This is a genomic window from Streptomyces sp. NPDC037389, from assembly GCF_040636475.1.
Classification (GTDB): Bacteria; Actinomycetota; Actinomycetes; order Streptomycetales; family Streptomycetaceae; genus Streptomyces; species Streptomyces hesseae.
Genome location: NZ_JBEZUS010000001.1, coordinates 731,834 through 748,535, shown reverse-complemented (window position 1 = coordinate 748,535; position 16,702 = coordinate 731,834). Strand labels below are relative to the sequence as shown.

The 16,702-nt window shown below is 71.8% G+C and carries 15 protein-coding genes; 7 read left to right on the top strand and 8 right to left on the bottom strand.

Annotated elements, in window-relative coordinates:
* The first annotated feature begins 50 nt into the window (after nt 1-50).
* Both AB0E98_RS03480 and AB0E98_RS03475 read left to right on the top strand, forming a co-directional pair.
* Nucleotides 51-749, top strand: a complete 699-nt coding sequence (locus AB0E98_RS03480; protein WP_361698061.1) for a nitroreductase family protein — start codon at nt 51-53, stop codon at nt 747-749.
* Between the two features lie 372 nt (nt 750-1,121).
* Nucleotides 1,122-1,835 carry a transglycosylase SLT domain-containing protein gene (locus AB0E98_RS03475; RefSeq protein ID WP_361698059.1) on the top strand — a complete coding sequence of 238 codons (714 nt, stop codon included), beginning with the start codon at nt 1,122-1,124 and terminating at the stop codon, nt 1,833-1,835.
* A 78-nt stretch (nt 1,836-1,913) separates the two neighbouring features.
* Here the strand turns inward: AB0E98_RS03475 and AB0E98_RS03470 are convergent, their stop codons facing one another.
* Nucleotides 1,914-4,445: an FHA domain-containing protein gene (locus tag AB0E98_RS03470; RefSeq protein ID WP_361698057.1), complete on the bottom strand. Its 2,532-nt coding sequence runs from the start codon at nt 4,443-4,445 to the stop codon at nt 1,914-1,916.
* A gap of 242 nt (nt 4,446-4,687) precedes the next feature.
* On the opposite strand from AB0E98_RS03470, the gene AB0E98_RS03465 reads away from it, so the two are divergent.
* Complete coding sequence (locus AB0E98_RS03465; protein ID WP_361698055.1) at nt 4,688-6,397, top strand: streptophobe family protein; 1,710 nt, start codon at nt 4,688-4,690, stop codon at nt 6,395-6,397.
* A gap of 85 nt (nt 6,398-6,482) precedes the next feature.
* A complete protein-coding gene (serB, locus tag AB0E98_RS03460) occupies nt 6,483-7,715 on the top strand; it encodes a phosphoserine phosphatase SerB (RefSeq protein WP_361698053.1) in 1,233 nt (410 codons plus the stop codon).
* Between the two features lie 42 nt (nt 7,716-7,757).
* On the opposite strand, the gene AB0E98_RS03455 is transcribed toward serB, so the two are convergent.
* The 7 genes from AB0E98_RS03455 to AB0E98_RS03425 all read right to left on the bottom strand — a co-directional run bounded on the left by AB0E98_RS03455 (nt 7,758) and on the right by AB0E98_RS03425 (nt 12,003).
* Nucleotides 7,758-8,276, bottom strand: coding sequence for a histidine phosphatase family protein (locus AB0E98_RS03455; protein WP_361698051.1), 519 nt, complete (start codon nt 8,274-8,276; stop codon nt 7,758-7,760).
* 89 nt (nt 8,277-8,365) lie between these two features.
* Nucleotides 8,366-8,605 carry a hypothetical protein gene (locus AB0E98_RS03450; protein WP_361698049.1) on the bottom strand — a complete coding sequence of 80 codons (240 nt, stop codon included), beginning with the start codon at nt 8,603-8,605 and terminating at the stop codon, nt 8,366-8,368.
* Between the two features lie 165 nt (nt 8,606-8,770).
* The gene (locus AB0E98_RS03445) at nt 8,771-8,893 is read right to left on the bottom strand and encodes an SGM_5486 family transporter-associated protein (RefSeq protein WP_268248345.1); all 123 of its coding nucleotides are present in this window, start codon (nt 8,891-8,893) and stop codon (nt 8,771-8,773) included.
* Nucleotides 8,894-8,926: 33 nt separating this feature from the next.
* Nucleotides 8,927-9,247 (bottom strand): hypothetical protein, encoded by a 321-nt coding sequence (locus tag AB0E98_RS03440; protein WP_361698047.1) that lies wholly within the window; start codon nt 9,245-9,247, stop codon nt 8,927-8,929.
* 298 nt (nt 9,248-9,545) lie between these two features.
* Nucleotides 9,546-10,316: an enoyl-ACP reductase FabI gene (gene fabI, locus AB0E98_RS03435; protein WP_361698045.1), complete on the bottom strand. Its 771-nt coding sequence runs from the start codon at nt 10,314-10,316 to the stop codon at nt 9,546-9,548.
* A gap of 4 nt (nt 10,317-10,320) precedes the next feature.
* The gene (fabG, locus tag AB0E98_RS03430) at nt 10,321-11,025 is read right to left on the bottom strand and encodes a 3-oxoacyl-[acyl-carrier-protein] reductase (RefSeq protein ID WP_189454876.1); all 705 of its coding nucleotides are present in this window, start codon (nt 11,023-11,025) and stop codon (nt 10,321-10,323) included.
* Nucleotides 11,026-11,163: 138 nt separating this feature from the next.
* Nucleotides 11,164-12,003, bottom strand: a complete 840-nt coding sequence (locus tag AB0E98_RS03425; RefSeq protein WP_361698042.1) for a pentapeptide repeat-containing protein — start codon at nt 12,001-12,003, stop codon at nt 11,164-11,166.
* A gap of 114 nt (nt 12,004-12,117) precedes the next feature.
* Here AB0E98_RS03425 and AB0E98_RS03420 point away from each other — a divergent pair, with 114 nt between their 5' ends.
* From AB0E98_RS03420 to tyrS, 3 genes are all read left to right on the top strand, one after another.
* Nucleotides 12,118-13,644: a TldD/PmbA family protein gene (locus AB0E98_RS03420; RefSeq protein WP_361698040.1), complete on the top strand. Its 1,527-nt coding sequence runs from the start codon at nt 12,118-12,120 to the stop codon at nt 13,642-13,644.
* Nucleotides 13,641-15,044: a metallopeptidase TldD-related protein gene (locus tag AB0E98_RS03415; RefSeq protein WP_361698038.1), complete on the top strand. Its 1,404-nt coding sequence runs from the start codon at nt 13,641-13,643 to the stop codon at nt 15,042-15,044. Before AB0E98_RS03420 ends, AB0E98_RS03415 begins: the two co-directional genes overlap by 4 nt.
* Nucleotides 15,045-15,184: 140 nt before the next feature.
* Nucleotides 15,185-16,585 (top strand): tyrosine--tRNA ligase, encoded by a 1,401-nt coding sequence (gene tyrS, locus AB0E98_RS03410; protein ID WP_361698036.1) that lies wholly within the window; start codon nt 15,185-15,187, stop codon nt 16,583-16,585.
* The last annotated feature ends 117 nt before the right edge of the window (nt 16,586-16,702 follow it).

Sequence of the window (16,702 nt, the reverse complement as noted above, 5' to 3'; positions counted from 1 at the left end):
CGCGAACGGGCGCGCGAGTGCCCACAGCGCAGTCTGGGCACGCTTCCCTCATGTCTATACCAATACGGTGGACCCCCACCCATGGTGATCCGTATCGGCCCGCGCCCTATCGGCCCGGGCGGATGCCGGTCGAGGAGTCGGTCGCCCGGGCGGCCGAGTTGCGGGAGCGGATGGCGGAGCGGCGGACCGTGCGGCGGTTCTCGGCCGATCCCGTGCCGGAGCAGGTGGTCAGGGACGCGATCGCGTGCGCGGCCACCGCGCCCTCCGGGGCGCATCAGCAGCCGTGGACGTTCGTCCTGGTGAAGGACCCGGAGGTGCGGCGGCGCATCCGGGAGGCGGCGGAGGAAGAGGAGCGCCTCTCCTATGCGGGGCGGCTGGGCGAGGAGTGGCTGGCGGCGCTGCGGCCGCTGGGCACGGACGAGGTCAAGCCGCATCTGACGGACGCGCCCGCGCTGATCGTGGTCTTCCAGCAGCGCTACTGGCTCGGCGAGGACGGCAGCCGGCGCAAGCACTACTACGTGGACGAGTCGGTCGGCATCGCGGTCGGGATGCTGCTGTCCGCGCTGCACCTGTCGGGGCTGGCGGCGCTGGTGCACACGCCGAGTCCGATGCGGTTCCTGTCGGAGGTGCTGGGGCGGCCGGTGAACGAGAAGGCGTTCGCGGTGATCCCCGTGGGCTATCCGGCGGCGGACTGCGAGGTGCCGGACCTGGTGCGCAAGAGCCTGGATCAGGTGCTGGTGGAGGTCTGATCCCCGGCCCGGTTCCGAGTACCTCAAAGGAACGTTTCTGATCGCAAACTCTCCGCAGGGGCGTGGCCACACCGGGTGAGACGCAAGGGCCCCCGGTGTGAGCCCGCTCATGGGACGCACATCACGTACGAAGCGGCCTAGTGGACGGATAAGACGCCCATAAGGAGCGGTTGGAGCAGGTGACGCACCTTTCGCCCGAGCCGTGCGAAGGACGTCGCAACGAAGCGGCGTAGTAGGTCACACCTTTGCCACCGCATTTTGCGACCGCTAAGAATTTGCTCCGTCGCATGGCGCCGCGAACCGAGGAACGGCGCTCCCGGCGCGCCAGGACGGGCCAGTGCGACTCATCGATCGGAAGAGGCTCAGCTCAGTATGCGTTCCCCCATCTCTGGCTATACCCGCCTGACCAAGGTCCACACGTTCTCCGCGGCCGGAATCGCCGCGGCCGGTGTCGCCGCTCTGGCGTTCGCGGTCGTGCCGGGCGGTTCCGCCGACGCCGAGCAGTCCCAGGCAGTGAAGCCGGTGGCGTGGAACGCCTCCGCCTTTGGCGAGACCCAGCAGGCCGAGCTGAACAAGCAGGCGGACCACGCGGCCGAGCAGGCCAAGAAGGACGCCGAGAACAAGAAGAAGGCCGAGGCCGAGGCCAAGGCGAAGGCCGACAAGGAGCGCGCCGAGAAGGAGGCCGCCAGCCGGTCCGAGGAGCGCAAGCCGGTCGCGGCCGCCGCCGCTCCCGCCGCGCCCGCCGCGCCCGCCCCCAAGGCCTACGCCAACAACCTGGACGGCTGGATCAAGGAATCCCTGGACATCATGAAGTCCAAGGGCATCCCGGGCAGCTACAACGGCATCTACCGCAACATCATGCGGGAGTCCACGGGCAACCCCAACGCCATCAACAACTGGGACTCCAACGCCGCCGCCGGTATCCCCTCCAAGGGCCTGCTCCAGGTGATCGACCCGACCTTCAAGGCGTACCACGTCGCGGGCACGTCCTGGAACATCTACGACCCGGTCGCCAACATCACCGCCGCCTGCAACTACGCGGCCAAGGTGTACGGCTCGATGGACAACGTGAACTCCGCCTACTGACGGCCGGAGGACAGCGCACGCCGAAGGGCGGCACCCCCCGTGGGGGTGCCGCCCTTCGGCGTGTTCACGGACAGGCCGTCACTTGCGCATGACCTCGGGCTCGTGGCGGCGCAGCAGGCGGATGACCGCGAATCCGCACACGACGCCGATGGCGAGGAGGGCGATCAGGTCGATGCCCCACTGGCCGGCGGTGTGCGCCCAGAGCGGGTCGAGGTTCTTCGGGTCGCTCTTGTCCATCGGCGCCATGATGTGCGAGAGGTCCAGCGTGGTGCCGACGCCGGCGATGGCCCAGCGGGCCGGCATCAGCCAGGCGACCTGCTCGATACCGGGCGAGTCGTACAGCTTGAACAGGATGCCGGTGAACACGACCTGGACGATGGCGAACATGACCAGCAGCGGCATGGTCTTCTCGGTGGTCTTCACCAGGGAGGAGATGACCAGGCCGATCATCATGCAGGTGAAGCCCAGGCCGATGATCATGACACAGAGCTCGACGGCCGGCAGATTCTTCAGGATGAGGCCCTGCTCCGGCAGCTTGCGGACCGAGAAGCCGATGGCGCAGGTGAGGATGCCCTGCACCACGGTGATGAGGCTGAGGACGATCACCTTGGACATCAGATACGCGGACCGGGACAGGCCGACGGCGCGTTCCCGTTCGTAGATGACCCGTTCCTTGATCAGCTCACGGACCGAGTTGGCGGCGCCGGAGAAGCACATGCCGACCGCGAGGATCAGCATGATCGTGCCGGCGTCCTGGTTGAAGTGGCGCGGCGCGGGGGCGCCCAGTCCGTAGTCGGACGGGATGACCGTGCTCACGCCGCCGAGGACTGCGGGGAGGAGGAGCATCAGGGCCAGGAAGCCGCGGTCGGAGGCGATGACCGAGACGTAGCGGCGCATCAGCGTCCACAGCTGGGAGCCCCAGCTCTGCGGCACCGGCGGGCGGACCATCTGCGGCTGGACGTGCACGGACTGCGGGGCGACGGCGTCGATGTCGGCCGCGTACATCTGGTAGTGCTGCGAGCCCTTCCAGCGGCCCGCCCAGTCGTAGTCGCGGTAGTTCTCGAACGCGGAGAAGACGTCGGCCCAGGTGTCGTAGCCGAAGAAGTTGAGCGCCTCCTCCGGCGGACCGAAGTAGGCCACGGCACCGCCCGGCGCCATCACCAGCAGCTTGTCGCAGAGCGCCAGCTCGGCCACGGAGTGGGTGACCACCAGGACCGTGCGGCCGTCGTCGGCGAGGCCGCGCAGCAGCTGCATGACGTCGCGGTCCATGCCCGGGTCGAGGCCCGACGTGGGCTCGTCGAGGAAGATCAGCGACGGCTTGGTCAGCAGCTCCAGGGCGACCGAGACGCGCTTGCGCTGGCCGCCGGAGAGGGCGGTGACCTTCTTGTCCTTGTGGATGTCGAGCTTGAGCTCGCGCAGCACCTCCTCGATGCGCGCCTCGCGCTCGGAGGCCGCGGTGTCGCCGGGGAAGCGGAGCTTGGCCGCGTAGCGCAGCGCCTTACGGACCGTGAGCTCCTTGTGCAGGATGTCGTCCTGCGGGACCAGACCGATGCGCTGGCGGAGCTCGGCGAACTGCTTGTACAGGTTCCGGTTGTCGTAGAGGACGTCACCCTGGTTGGCGGGCCGGTAGCCGGTGAGCGCCTTGAGGAGGGTGGACTTTCCGGAGCCGGAGGGACCGATGACGGCGATCAGCGACTTCTCGGGGACGCCGAAGGAGACGTCCTTGAGGATCTGCTTGCCGCCCTCGACCGTCACCGTCAGATGGCGGGCCGAGAAGGAGACGTCACCGGTGTCGACGAACTCCTCGAGGCGGTCGCCGACCAGCCGGAAGGTCGAGTGACCGACACCGACGGTGTCCTGGGGTCCGATGAGCTGCTGACGGACCGGCTGACCGTTGACGTACGTGCCGTTGTGGGAGCCGAGGTCGACGATCTCGAAGCCGCCGGGGGTGGCCCGGAACTCCGCGTGGTGACGCGAGACCTGGAGGTCGGAGACGACCAGGTCGTTGTCGAGGGCACGACCGATGCGCATCACCCGGCCGACGGCCATCTGGTGGAAGCGGGTCGGGCTACCGTCGCCGCTGCCGGACGCCTGGCCCTGCGGCTGGGCGGCCTGCTGCTGCGGCGGCGCGTACGGCTGCTGCCAGCCGCCCTGCTGCGGTACCTGCTGGTACTGCTGCGGAGGCTGCTGTCCCCACCCCTGGGCGCCCGGCTGCTGGTACTGCTGCGGGGCCGGCTGGCCCGGCTGGACCGCCGGGGCCATCGCCGTCTGCGCGCTGTAGAGGTCGGCGGCCGGGGCAGCGGCGGCGGCAGCGGAGAGGTTCACCCGCGGGCCGTCCGTCGCGTTGCCCAGGTGGACGGCCGAACCGGGGCCGATTTCCATCTGGTGGATCCGCTGGCCCTGCACATAGGTGCCGTTGGTACTGCCGTGGTCCTCGATGAGCCAGCCGTGACCGCCCCACCGGATGGTGGCGTGCCGCCAGGAGACGCGGGCGTCCTCCAGGACCATGTCACCCTGCGGGTCGCGCCCGAGGGTGTACGACCGGGACGGGTCCAACGTCCAGGTCTGTCCGTTCAATTCCAGTACGAGTTCCGGCACTCCATGCCCCACTATTTGTCCCCCGATGAGCCCCCTGCACGGGGGAGTCTAGGGATGGCGAACATCGGGAGGAACTATTTCAGGCGCAGTCCCTCAACCAAAAGTCGGGAGCCCCACGACCGTGTACCGGGCCTGTAACAGGCACCGTTGACCGATGCGAAACGCGCCCTGACAGTAGTAACCGCCCAGGGATGCGCGGGATCGTCGCGGATCGTCCGCTTCCGGGGCGACTGGTAGGGACCGGGGGGGCCGTGATGACCTTGACCAGCGGCAGCCGCGCGGCGCGCGGCGTGGATCTCGTACTCACCGCGATAGCCGCGGTGAGCTGGGCCTTTCTCGCGATGGCCGGGGTCGCGGCGGTGGGCCTGCATCTACTGGGCGCCGACGCGGCCGGGTCGCTGGGCCCGCTGACGGCGGCGGTGGTCGCCCTCGCGGTGGGTGGGTCCCTCACTCCCTCGGGCTCGGTCGAAGCATTCGGGCTCACGGGCGCCGGGGCGCACACCACCATCGACATCGCGCCACTGGGCGTCAGCCTGGTGGGGGCGCTGCTGCTGGGCATGGTGTTCGCGCGGTCGCTGCGGCCGCTGGGGCCCGCGGTGCGGGGGGCCGAGCTCGTCACGCGGGCGGCCGCGGTCGCCCTGCTGTTCCTCCTGGTCCTGGGCGGCCTCGCGTGGGCGGCCTCCTCCACCGTCACCTTCGACGGCGGCGGTCTGGGCCTCGGCTCCACGGGCGGCACCACGCGGATCCCGGGGCTGGGCGACATCGGGGACATCGGGGGCGGCCTGCCGGGCCGGCTCGGGGACCTGGCGCAGGCCAAGGCGTCGGTGGGCTTCTCCGTGCGGCCCGGGGCGTCGCTGCTCGGCGGTCTGGTGTGGGTGCTGGGCGTCCTGCTGGTCACGCTGCTGTCCGCCCGCCGGGCCCCGCTCCCCCGCCGCTGGCAGGCCGCCCACCGCACGGTCCGCCCGGCGGCCTCGGCGCTGCGCACGGTGTTGGTGCTGGCGGTCGTCGCGGGCCTGGCGGCCGCCGGGTACGCGGCGGCGGGCGACGGCCATCCCCGGCGGGTGCTGGGCGCGGCCGTGCTCGGGGCGCCGAACGGGGTGTGGCTGGGGCTGCCGCTGGGGCTGTTCGTCCCCCTGCGGGGCTCGGCGAGCGGTTCCCTGCTCCAGGTGCTGCCGCATCCGCTCGACGAGCTGCTGCGCGCCGGGACGGACCAGACGGTGACGGTGGGCCGGATCGCCGACCTGGAGCCGCTGGTGTGGCTGCTGCCGGTGGGCTGTGTGCTGCTGATGCTCACGGCCGGGGTGCTGACGGGGGCCCGTACGCCCCGGGACGGGGCCGGGCCGGGGGCGTACGCGTGGCGGTGCGGGCTGTCGCTGGGGGTGGCCACGGCGGTGGCGCTGCCGCTGCTGGCGCTGGCGACGCGGGTGAAGGCGGACGCGAGTCTGTCGGTGCTGGGCGTCGACGCCCTGGGGGCGGGGCTGGAGCTGGCCGGCAGCGTGCCCCTGGCGCTGGCCCTGGGGGCCGTGTGGGGGCTGGCCGCGGGGGCGTTCGGCGGGCTGCTGACGTACGCGACGGGGGCGGCGGGGCGGCGGGCCTCGGTTTACGCGCGCGGCCGACGTCCGGACGAGGGGCGCAGCTACCCCGACCTGGCGTACGCGCCCGGGCCGTACGCCCCCTCGCCGGGGTACCGGCCCTCGCGCACGGACACCAATCCGTATCTGAGGCCGCCCGGAGAGGCTCCTCCCGGCGGGCCCCCTCCCGGCGGGGCCCCTGCCGGCGAGGAACGTGGCGCGCGGGACCCTTCCGGGGGCTCCTCCGGCCAGGATCCCTTCACCGCGCCGACGCAGACGAGCCGTCCGCCGGTGCCGCCTCCGCCCCGGCGGCGGCCGGGGACGCCGTACCGGTACGGGTCCTCGCCGGTGCCGCCGCCGGACGAGCCGCCGCCCGCGCCGTGGCGGCGGTAGGGGCCCGCCGGGTCGTCGTCGCGGGGGCGCCGGGGGCGGGCTGAGTTGTCAGCCGGGACAGGTGTGCGGATACCGTAGGACCACCATGAGCGCATCGCAGATCCCCGCTGCCGCCGTCGCCACCGGCGATGAGGTCCCCACTCTCCTTGTGAAGATCTTCGGGAAGGACCGGCCGGGCATCACGGCCGGGCTCTTCGACACCCTCGCCGCCTTCGCCGTCGACGTCATAGACATCGAGCAGGTCGTCACCCGGGGGCGGATCACGCTGTGCGCCCTGGTCACCGCCCCTGTCGGCGGCTGGGCGACCGAGGGCTCGCTGCGGTCCACCGTGCACAGCTGGGCGGACTCGATGCACCTCCAGACCGAGATCATCTCCGGCCGGGGCGACAACAGGCCGCGTGGTGTGGGCCGTTCCCATGTCACCGTCCTCGGTCACCCGCTGACCGCCGAGTCGACCGCCGCCATCGCGGCCCGTATCACCGACACCGGCGGCAACATCGACCGTATCTTCCGGCTCGCCAAGTACCCCGTGACAGCAGTGGAGTTCGCTGTCTCGGGCACGGACACGGAGAAGCTGCGCACCACGCTGGCCACCGAGTCGGCGGCGCTCGGCGTGGACGTCGCCGTGGTGGCGGCCGGCCTTCAGCGGCGGGCGCAGCGGCTGGTCGTGATGGACGTGGACTCCACCCTCATCCAGGACGAGGTCATCGAGCTGTTCGCGGCGCACGCGGGCTGTGAGGCCGAGGTGGCCGAGGTGACCGCGCGGGCGATGCGGGGCGAGCTGGACTTCGAGCAGTCCCTCCACGAGCGGGTGGCGTTGCTGGCGGGGCTGGACGAGTCGGTGGTGGAGAAGGTGCGGGCGGAGGTCCGGCTGACGCCGGGCGCCCGGACCCTGATCAGGACGCTGAAGCGGCTGGGCTTCCAGGTGGGCGTGGTCTCGGGCGGTTTCACCCAGGTCACGGACGATCTGCGGGAGCGGCTGGGGCTGGACTTCGCCTCCGCCAACACTCTGGAGATCGTCGACGGCAAGCTGACCGGCCGGGTCACCGGGGAGATCGTGGACCGGGCGGGCAAGGCCCGGCTGCTGCGCCGGTTCGCGGCGGAGGCCGGGGTGCCGCTGGCGCAGACGGTCGCGGTCGGCGACGGCGCCAACGACCTGGACATGCTCAACGCGGCCGGGCTGGGAGTGGCGTTCAACGCCAAGCCCGTGGTGCGGGAGGCGGCGCACACGGCAGTGAACGTGCCGTTCCTGGACACGGTGCTGTATCTGCTGGGCGTCACCCGGGAAGAGGTCGAGGCGGCCAACACCCACGAGTGATGACCGCCCGGCCGATGGCCGCCCCGCCCGCTCGGGCGGTCGTCAGGAGTGCGGCGCCCAGAAGGCGACGAGCCGTCCCACACCGTGTTCGACGGACTTCCAGGACCCGGTGAAGGTCAGCACCGCGACCGCGGCGGTGGGGAAGCCGGAACGGTTCATCCGGGCGAGCAGATCGCCGTCGGCCTCGCCGGCGAGGGCGTCGGCCAGCGCGTGCATACCGGGGTTGTGCCCGATGAGCACCAGGTCGGCCACCTCGTCGGAGACCTCGTTGAGCAGGGCGATCAGCTCCCCGAGGGACGCCTCGTACATCCGGTCCTCGTAGACCGTACGGGGGCGTTCGGGCAGCTCGGAGACGGCGAGCTTCCAGGTCTCGCGGGTGCGCGTGGCGGTCGAGCAGAGGGCCAGGTCGGGAGTGACGCCGGAGCCGGCGAGCCAGCGGCCGGCGACCGGGGCGTCCTTGCGGCCGCGGTCCGCCAGGGGACGCTCGTGGTCGTCGCCGTCGGACCACTCGGCCTTGGCATGCCGGAGGATGACGATCCTGCGGGTCGGGTCGGAGCTCATGCCGTCCAGCTTCGCATGAAACGCGTGGCGAGGCGCGGGGTGTTGACGGGCTCGACCCCTCCGGGCGGCGGTCATGGGCGCGCGGGTGCTCACGGCGCCAGACGCTCCACGGCGTACCACGCGAAGCGCACCACCTGCGCGACCGTACCGCCCCCGGACGCGCCGGCTTCGGAGGCGCCGTCCGCCGAGGCGGGCGAGGCGGTCAGCAGGGTGGTCAGCAGGAAGAGGAAGACCCCGAACGCGGCGGCGGGCAGGGCCATGGCCCACCAGGTCAGCCGGGTCTGGGTCCGCCGGGACACGGCGGCGGGGGCCTGCGGGCCGGCGGGCATGGGGTCTCCTTCAGGAGGTCGGTGCGCCGCGGCGTCGCGGCGTACTACGAACCTACGGAGACCCGCCACCTTCCCCCATCCGGCCTTCCACCCAATCGACCCTGACCTCCACCCCCTAGGGGACGGTGGGGCCAGCCCCACCCCCGGGCGGGCGGGCCGGTGGTGTCAGGGGGAGGCGAGGGTGGCTATCACGCTGATGACGACGGTGATGCCGAGCATCACGCCGAGGATCGTCAGCAGGGCCTTCTGGCCGTTCTTGGGATTGGGGTTCTCTTCGAGGACCGGCATGGGGACAGTCTCCCACCCGCGCCGGACCCCCGGTCACCCGGGTGCGTGGGTGACCCAGGCCCTGCGGATGCCCAGCCAGCAGCGCTGGGCGAGGGCGACGTGGCGGGCGGGCCCGACGGTGACGGGGGCGGTGTCCATCCCCGGGTCCCACCAGTGGACGCACTCGACGTGCAGCTGGACGCGGTCGGAGGTGGCGTTGCCGTTGAAGCAGTGGGTGACGGCGTGGGAGCCGTGGAGGCGGGTGTGGCACTCGGCCTCGTGATGCGCCGGCGGCGCGGGGGCGGTCGCCGTGGTGCCCAGCAGGGCGAGGGTGGCGAACAGCAGCACCGCCGTACGCCGTATCGGGGGGCTCATGCCCGTCCACCTCCCTCCTCCCCCAGTGTGCGGTCGTGCGCCGCGGCGCACGACCCGGACGCGCCGAACACCCGAAGCACGCGCGATGCCCGCCCCGGCGGTGGGCCGGGACGGGCATCGTGGGACTACGGGGGCGTCGGGCGCCCATGAGCTACGGGGCGTCCGGCGAGTGGGGTGCTAGGCACCCATCATGTGCACGCCGCAGCCCCCTCCCGCACGCCGCCCTCGCACTGATCGGCCCCGGGGGGCCTCACAGGCTTCGGACGGCTGCGCCGGACTCCGTCCGGCGAGTGGGGTGCTAGGCACCCATCATGTGCACGCCACCATCGACGTGCACGATCTCGCCCGTGGTGCGCGGGAAGAAGTCCGACAGCAGGCCGACGACGCCGCGGCCGGCCGGCTCCGGGTCGGCCAGGTCCCAGCCGATGGGGGCGCGGTGGTTCCACACGTCCGCGAGCTCCTCGAAGCCCGGGATGGACTTGGCGGCCATCGACTTGATCGGGCCGGCCGAGACCAGGTTGCAGCGGATGCCCTTGGGGCCGAGGTCGCGCGCCAGGTAGCGGTTGGTGGACTCCAGGGCGGCCTTGGCCACGCCCATCCAGTCGTACTTCGGCCAGGCGATCTGCGCGTCGAAGGTCAGGCCCACGACCGAGGAGCCCTCGCGCATCAGCGGCAGCAGGGCCATGGTCAGCGACTTGTAGGAGTACGCCGAGACCTGGACGGCCGTGGAGACGTCCTCCCAGGTGCCCTCCAGGAAGTTGAAGGCGCCCTGCGGGCCGAAGGCGATGGAGTGGACGATGCCGTCCAGCGGCGCGCCCTCGCCCAGGTGCTCGCGCACCTTGTCGGCCAGGCCGTCCAGGTGCTCCTGGTTGGTGACGTCCAGCTCGATGACCGGCGCGGGCTTCGGCAGGCGCTTGGCGATGCGCTCGACGAGCGAGAGGCGGCCGAAGCCGGTGAGGATGACCTCGGCGCCCTCGTTCTGGGCGACCTTCGCGGCCTGGAAGGCGATCGACGACTCGGTGAGGACTCCGGTGACGAGAATGCGCTTGCCTGCGAGGATTCCACTCATGTGATCAGTGACCCATGCCCAATCCGCCGTCGACGGGAATGACGGCTCCGGTGATGTATGCGGCGTCCTCGGAGGCGAGGAAGCGGACCGAGGCGGCGATCTCCTCGGGCTGCGCGTAGCGGCCCAGCGGGACGTTGCCGACGATGCCCGCGCGCTGCTCGTCGGTGAGCACACGGGTCATGTCGGTGTCCACGAAACCGGGCGCGACGACGTTGACGGTGATGTTGCGGGAGCCCAGCTCACGGGCGAGCGAGCGGGCGAAGCCGACGAGGCCGGCCTTGGAGGCGGCGTAGTTCGCCTGGCCCGGCGAGCCCATCAGGCCCACGACCGACGAGATCAGGACGACGCGGCCCTTGCGGGCGCGCAGCATGGCCTTCGAGGCGCGCTTGACGACCCGGAAGGTGCCGGTGAGGTTGGTCTCCACCACCGAGGTGAAGTCCTCCTCGGACATCCGCAGCAGCAGCTGGTCGCGGGTGACGCCGGCGTTGGCCACCAGCACCTCGACCGCGCCCTGCTTCTCCTCGATCTCCTTGTACGCCTGCTCGACCTGCTCGGGGTCGGTGATGTCGCACTTCACGGCAAGGAAGCCGGTGGGCGGCTCGCCCGAGCGGTAGGTGATGGCGACCTTGTCGCCCGCTTCGGCGAAGGCGCGCGCGATGGCGAGGCCGATGCCCCGGTTACCTCCGGTGACGAGAACCGAGCGGCTCAAAGGATCACCCTTCCGATGTCGTATCCATGGATCTGCCGGACTACACCGAACGTAGCGTTAGAGGCCATGGAAGTGAGAAGCGACCTGCGACAGCGGCGACAGGCGGTCCCTGTTGGATCTCTACAGTCCCCTGTCGTGCTACGCCACCCAGTGGGCCGGCCGGGTGAGGCCCTCGGGCAGCCTGGTGGCGGCGTCGCCGCGGGCCGCGTTGAGCTGCGGCTGGGTGAGGAAGAAGGCATCAGTGAGGTCGGCGCCGGACAGGTCCGCGTCGCGGAGGTCCGCGCCGATCAGGTCGGCGCCCCGCAGGTCGGCGCCGGAGAGGTCGGCGGCGATGAGATAGGCCCCGCGCAGATTGGCGCAGCGCAGGTCCGCGCGGCGCAGCCGGCGGCCCATGAGGTCCGCGCCCCGGTGGTTCTTCGCCTTGCGCCCGCCCTTGGCCCGGACGAGTTCGCTGGTGCGCAGCAGCAGGACGTTCACCTTCTGGCGGTGCGCCCCCACGTCCAGGGCGGCCAGCGACGTGGCGTCGCCCTCGGTGAGACGCTCGGTCTCCGCCAGCAGGCGCCGCAGGTCGGTGTGGACGGGGCGGGCGTCCTTCAGAGTGAGTGCCTCGGTGAGGTACCACAGCAGCTCGTGGAGGTGCCGCATCACCGGGAAGACCTCGAACATCGTCCGTGAGGTCTCCGGTGCGGCGCGCCAGTCCCGGCCGACGAAGGTGACCTGGGAGACCTTCTGCCCGGCGCCGAAGCAGTCGTAGACGGTGCAGCCCTGGTAGCCCTTGTCGCGCAGCCGGGCGTGGATGCCGCAGCCGAAGTCCTGCCGGAGGTTGGCGCAGGGCGTGCCGGCGTCCTTGTCGCGGGCGAAGTCCGCCGAGCGCGCGAAGGGCAGGGCCACGCAGCACAGCCCGAAGCAGTTCCCGCAGTCGCCCTTGAGCGCGGTTCGGTCCGCGCCGGGGGTGGCGTCTTCAGGTATGGCGGACACTGCGCGTGGGGTTCCTCTCGCATGGCGGGTGCTGCCGGTGGGTAACGAGGTGGCAGGCCACGACACCTTAACGGCATGGTTCACTGCGAGGCACACCGACAAGGAGCGTGGACCGTGCCGCATGAGATCGATCCGTCATTCCTCGCGCTGCCGCTGCGCCCCCTCGCCGACGCGGCCCTCGCGCGGGCACGGGCCCTGGGCGCCGGGCACGCGGACTTCCGCTTCGAGCGGGTGCGCAGCGCCTCGTGGCGGTTGCGGGACGCACGGCCCGCCGGTTCCTCGGACGCCACCGACCTCGGCTACGCGGTGCGCGTGGTGCACGGCGGTACGTGGGGTTTCGCCTCCGGTGTGGAGCTGACGATGGACGCCGCGGCACGGGTGGCCTCGCAGGCGGTGGCGATGGCGAAGCTGTCCGCGAAGGTGATCGCGGCGGCGGGGTCGGACGAGCGGGTCGAGCTCGCCGACGAGCCGGTGCACGCGGAGCGGACGTGGGTGTCGTCGTATGAGATCGACCCCTTCGCCGTGCCGGACGCGGAGAAGACCGGGCTGCTCGCCGAGTGGAGCGAGCGGCTGCTGGCGGCGGAGGGCGTGGCGCACGCGGACGCGTCGCTGGTGACCGTGCACGAGAACAAGTTCTACGCGGACACCGCCGGCACCACGACCACCCAGCAGCGGGTGCGGCTGCACCCCCAGCTGACCGCCGTGGCCGTGGACCCCAAGACCGGCGGCTTCGACTCCATGCGCACCCTGGCCCCGCCTGCCGGGCGCGGCTGGGAGTATCTGACGGGCGCCGGCGGCTGGGACTGGGACGCCGAGATCGCCGGGATCCCCGCACTGCTGGCCGAGAAGATGCGCGCGCCGGGCGTCACGGCGGGGACGTACGACCTGGTGGTCGACCCGAGCAACCTGTGGCTGACCATCCACGAGTCCATCGGCCACGCCACCGAGCTGGACCGCGCGCTGGGCTACGAGGCCGCGTACGCGGGCACGTCCTTCGCCACCCCCGATCTGCTGGGCACCCTGAAGTACGGCTCCGAGATCATGAACGTGACCGGCGACCGGACCGCCGAGCACGGCCTGGCCACCATCGGCTACGACGACGAGGGCGTGGCCGCCCAGTCCTGGGACCTGGTCAAGGACGGCGTCCTGACCGGCTACCAGACCGACCGCCGCACCGCCCACCTCACCGGCCTCGACCGCTCCAACGGCTGCGCGTACGCGGACTCGCCCGAGCACGTGCCCGTGCAGCGCATGGCGAACGTCTCGCTGCGCCCGGCGGCGGACGGGCCGTCGACGGAGGAGCTCATCTCCGGGGTGGAGCGGGGCGTCTACGTGGTGGGCGACCGGTCGTGGTCGATCGACATGCAGAGGCACAACTTCCAGTTCACGGGTCAGCGATTCTTCAGGATCGAGAACGGCCGGCTGGCCGGGCAGCTGAAGGACGTCGCCTACCAGGCGACCACCACCGACTTCTGGGGCTCCATGGAGGCGCTCGGCGGCCCGGACACCTATGTCCTGGGCGGTGCGTTCAACTGCGGCAAGGCCCAGCCGGGCCAGGTCGCCGCGGTCTCGCACGGCTGCCCGTCGGCCCTGTTCCGGGGCGTGAACGTTCTCAACACCACGCAGGAGGCCGGTCGATGAGTCCTCGCCAGCACAAGCCCCACGAGATCGTCGAGCGCGCCCTGGAGCTGTCCCGCGCCGACGGCTGTGTCGTCATCGCGGGCGAGCGCTCCACCGCCAATCTGCGCTGGGCCGGGAACGCCCTGACCACCAATGGGGTCACCCGTGGCCGGGACGTCACGGTCATCGCGACCGTCGACGGCGCCCAGGGCACCGCGTCCGGGGTCGTCTCCCGGTCGGCCGTGACCGCCGCCGAGCTGGAGCCGCTGGTGCGGGCGGCCGAGGCCGCGGCGCGGGAGGCCGGGCCCGCGGAGGACGCGCAACCGCTGGTGGCCGGCGTGCCGCGGGCGCCGGAGTTCACCGGGGCGCCCGCGGAGACGTCGTCCGCCGTCTTCGACGACTTCGCCCCCGCTCTCGGGGAGGCCTTCGCGCGGGCCCGTGCGGAGGGGCGGGAGCTCTACGGGTTCGCCCACCACGAGGTCGTCTCCAGCTATCTGGGCACCTCCACCGGGCTGCGGCTGCGCCACGACCAGCCCACCGGCACGCTGGAGCTGAACGCCAAGTCCCCGGACCGGACCCGCTCGGCGTGGGCGGGGCGGGCCACACGCGACTTCACGGACGTCGACCCGCGCGCGCTGGACGCCGAGCTCGCCGAGCGGCTGGCGTGGGCGGGCCGCAAGGTCGAGCTGCCCGCCGGGCGGTACGAGACGCTGCTGCCGCCCTCCGCGGTGGCCGATCTGCTGGTCTACCAGCAGTGGTCCTCGGCGGCCCGGGACGCGGCCGAGGGCCGTACAGTCTTCTCCAGGGCCGGTGGCGGCACCCGGATCGGCGAGAAGCTCTCGGGGCTGCCGCTGACGCTGCGCAGCGACCCTCACGCACCGGGGCTGGAGTGCGCCCCGTTCGTACTGACGGGCAGCTCCGGCGACGACGCGTCGGTCTTCGACAACGGCCTGCCGATCGCCGCGACCGACTGGATCCGCGAGGGTGTGCTGGAGCATCTGCTCACCACGCGGCACAGCGCGGAGCTGACGGGCCTGCCCGTCACCCCGTACACCGACAACCTGATCCTGGACGCGGGCGGCACCCGCTCGCTGGCGGAGATGGTCGCCGCGAGCGGCCACGACGGTCCCGCCCTGCTGCTGACGTGCCTGTGGTACATCCGCGAGGTGGACCCGGCGTCGCTGCTGCTCACGGGCCTGACCCGGGACGGGGTCTATCTGGTGGAGAAGGGCGAGGTCGTCGGCGAGGTCAACAACTTCCGGTTCAACGAGTCCCCGGTGGGGCTGCTGTCCCGGGCGACCGAGGCGGGACGCACCGAGCCGACGCTGCCGCGCGAGTGGGGCGACTACTTCACCCGGGCGGCCATGCCGGCGCTGCGCGTCCCGGACTTCAACATGAGCTCGGTGAGCCGGGGCGTGTGACCCGGGCGGGCGGCCCCGGCGGCCGTCCGTCCCGCCGCCCGTCCCGCCGCCCGGCGGGGAATCGCGTTGGTGGTGATTCGCGCCGAGCAAATAGACTTCGTCCTGTCCTTTGTCCGACAACCCCTTACAGGAACGCCACGATGACACGCCTCGGCGACTCCGTCGCGCGCGCCAGCGCTCTGCTGGCGCAGGATCTCTCCACCGACTCGGCCGTGGAGCAGCTGCTCACGGAGACGAAGGCGCGGCGCTATCTGGACCTGTCGGACCTGCCGCCGAAGGACCAGGCCGAGCTGATCGCCTCGCGTACGGTCGAGGTGCTGCCGGGCGTGGCCAAGCTGGCCGAGCGCATCGAGGCGCGGCAGGGCGAGGGCAAGGGCCTCCACATCAAGCTGGGCATCGACCCGACGGCCACGGATGTCCACCTGGGGCACGCCGTGCCGCTGATCATCCTCAGCCGGTTCCAGCGGCTGGGCCATGACGTCACGCTGATCATCGGTGACTTCACGGCCAAGATCGGCGACCCGACGGGCCGTACGGCCGAGCGCCCGCCGCTGACCGACGAGGACATCGCGCGCAACCTGGCGAGCTACCGCGAGCAGGTCCGCCCGTTCTTCGACTTCGACCGGGTCAGCTTCCGGCAGAACAGCGAGTGGCTGGCGCCGTACACCTTCCCGGAGCTGCTGGGTCTGCTCGCGCAGGTGCCGGTCTCGCAGCTGCTCCAGCGCGAGGACTTCCGCAACCGGCTCGCGGCGGGCTCCGGCCTGACCATGACGGAGATGCTGTACCCGGTCGCGCAGGGCCTGGACTCGGTCGCGCTGGACTGCGACGTGGAGCTCGGCGGCGCCGACCAGCTGCTCAACCTCCAGATGGGCCGGAAGCTGATGGAGGTGCACGGCCAGAAGCCTCAGCTGGTCGTCACCATGCCGCTGATCGAGGGCACCGACGGCACCGGCGCCAAGATGTCCAAGTCCAAGGGCAACTACGTGGGGCTGTCGGCGCCCGCCGACGATGTCTTCGGCAAGATCATGTCGGTGCCGGACCGGCTGATGGAGCCGTACCTCAAGGCGTGGACGGAGTGGACGGACGCGGAGATCGCGCTGGTCCTCTCCCGTGTCGAGGAGAAGTCGCTCCACCCGATGGATCTGAAGAAGATCCTCGCGGGTGAGGTCGTGGCCGCGCTGTACGGCATGGAGGCGGCGATGGCGGCCCGCGCCGGCTTCGTCGCGCAGTTCTCCAAGAAGAACTTCACCGACGTGGAGACGCCGGTGGTGGATCTGTCCGAGCACGGCGAGGAGCCCGCCACGGCCGTGCTCAGCAAGGTGCTGGGCTTCCAGCCGAGCGCCTCGGCCGCCCGCCGGGTGGCCAAGCAGAACGGTCTGCGGCTGGTCCTCGAGACCGCCGAGGGCCAGGAGGCCGTGGTGCTGCCGGAGGCCGAGGCCATCCGGCCGCTGGGCGAGGTGGCCCGTGAGCTGCTGGCCGGCCGGGAGGCGACCGTCTACCTGAAGGCCGGCCGGAAGATCGCCGAGCTGCGCGGTCTGTAGGCGGATCCAAGCGGATGTAAGTGAGCGAGGGTGGCCGGGGGGGGGGGGGCCCCCCCCAGGCCCCCCCCAAAAGTTTAGATGGGTAGGCCAGGAACGACCCCTGAGAGGGGGCGGCCG

Coding starts and splice junctions, on each gene's coding strand:
- AB0E98_RS03455 (WP_361698051.1), bottom strand. CDS start 8,276: ATGAGCTCCGACCCGACCCGCAGGATCGTCATCCTCCGGCATGCCAAG.
- fabI (WP_361698045.1), bottom strand. CDS start 10,316: ATGAGTGGAATCCTCGCAGGCAAGCGCATTCTCGTCACCGGAGTCCTC.
- AB0E98_RS03465 (WP_361698055.1), top strand. CDS start 4,688: ATGACCTTGACCAGCGGCAGCCGCGCGGCGCGCGGCGTGGATCTCGTA.
- AB0E98_RS03440 (WP_361698047.1), bottom strand. CDS start 9,247: ATGAGCCCCCCGATACGGCGTACGGCGGTGCTGCTGTTCGCCACCCTC.
- AB0E98_RS03445 (WP_268248345.1), bottom strand. CDS start 8,893: ATGCCGGTCCTCGAAGAGAACCCCAATCCCAAGAACGGCCAGAAGGCC.
- serB (WP_361698053.1), top strand. CDS start 6,483: ATGAGCGCATCGCAGATCCCCGCTGCCGCCGTCGCCACCGGCGATGAG.
- AB0E98_RS03475 (WP_361698059.1), top strand. CDS start 1,122: ATGCGTTCCCCCATCTCTGGCTATACCCGCCTGACCAAGGTCCACACG.
- AB0E98_RS03450 (WP_361698049.1), bottom strand. CDS start 8,605: ATGCCCGCCGGCCCGCAGGCCCCCGCCGCCGTGTCCCGGCGGACCCAG.
- AB0E98_RS03480 (WP_361698061.1), top strand. CDS start 51: ATGTCTATACCAATACGGTGGACCCCCACCCATGGTGATCCGTATCGG.
- tyrS (WP_361698036.1), top strand. CDS start 15,185: ATGACACGCCTCGGCGACTCCGTCGCGCGCGCCAGCGCTCTGCTGGCG.
- AB0E98_RS03415 (WP_361698038.1), top strand. CDS start 13,641: ATGAGTCCTCGCCAGCACAAGCCCCACGAGATCGTCGAGCGCGCCCTG.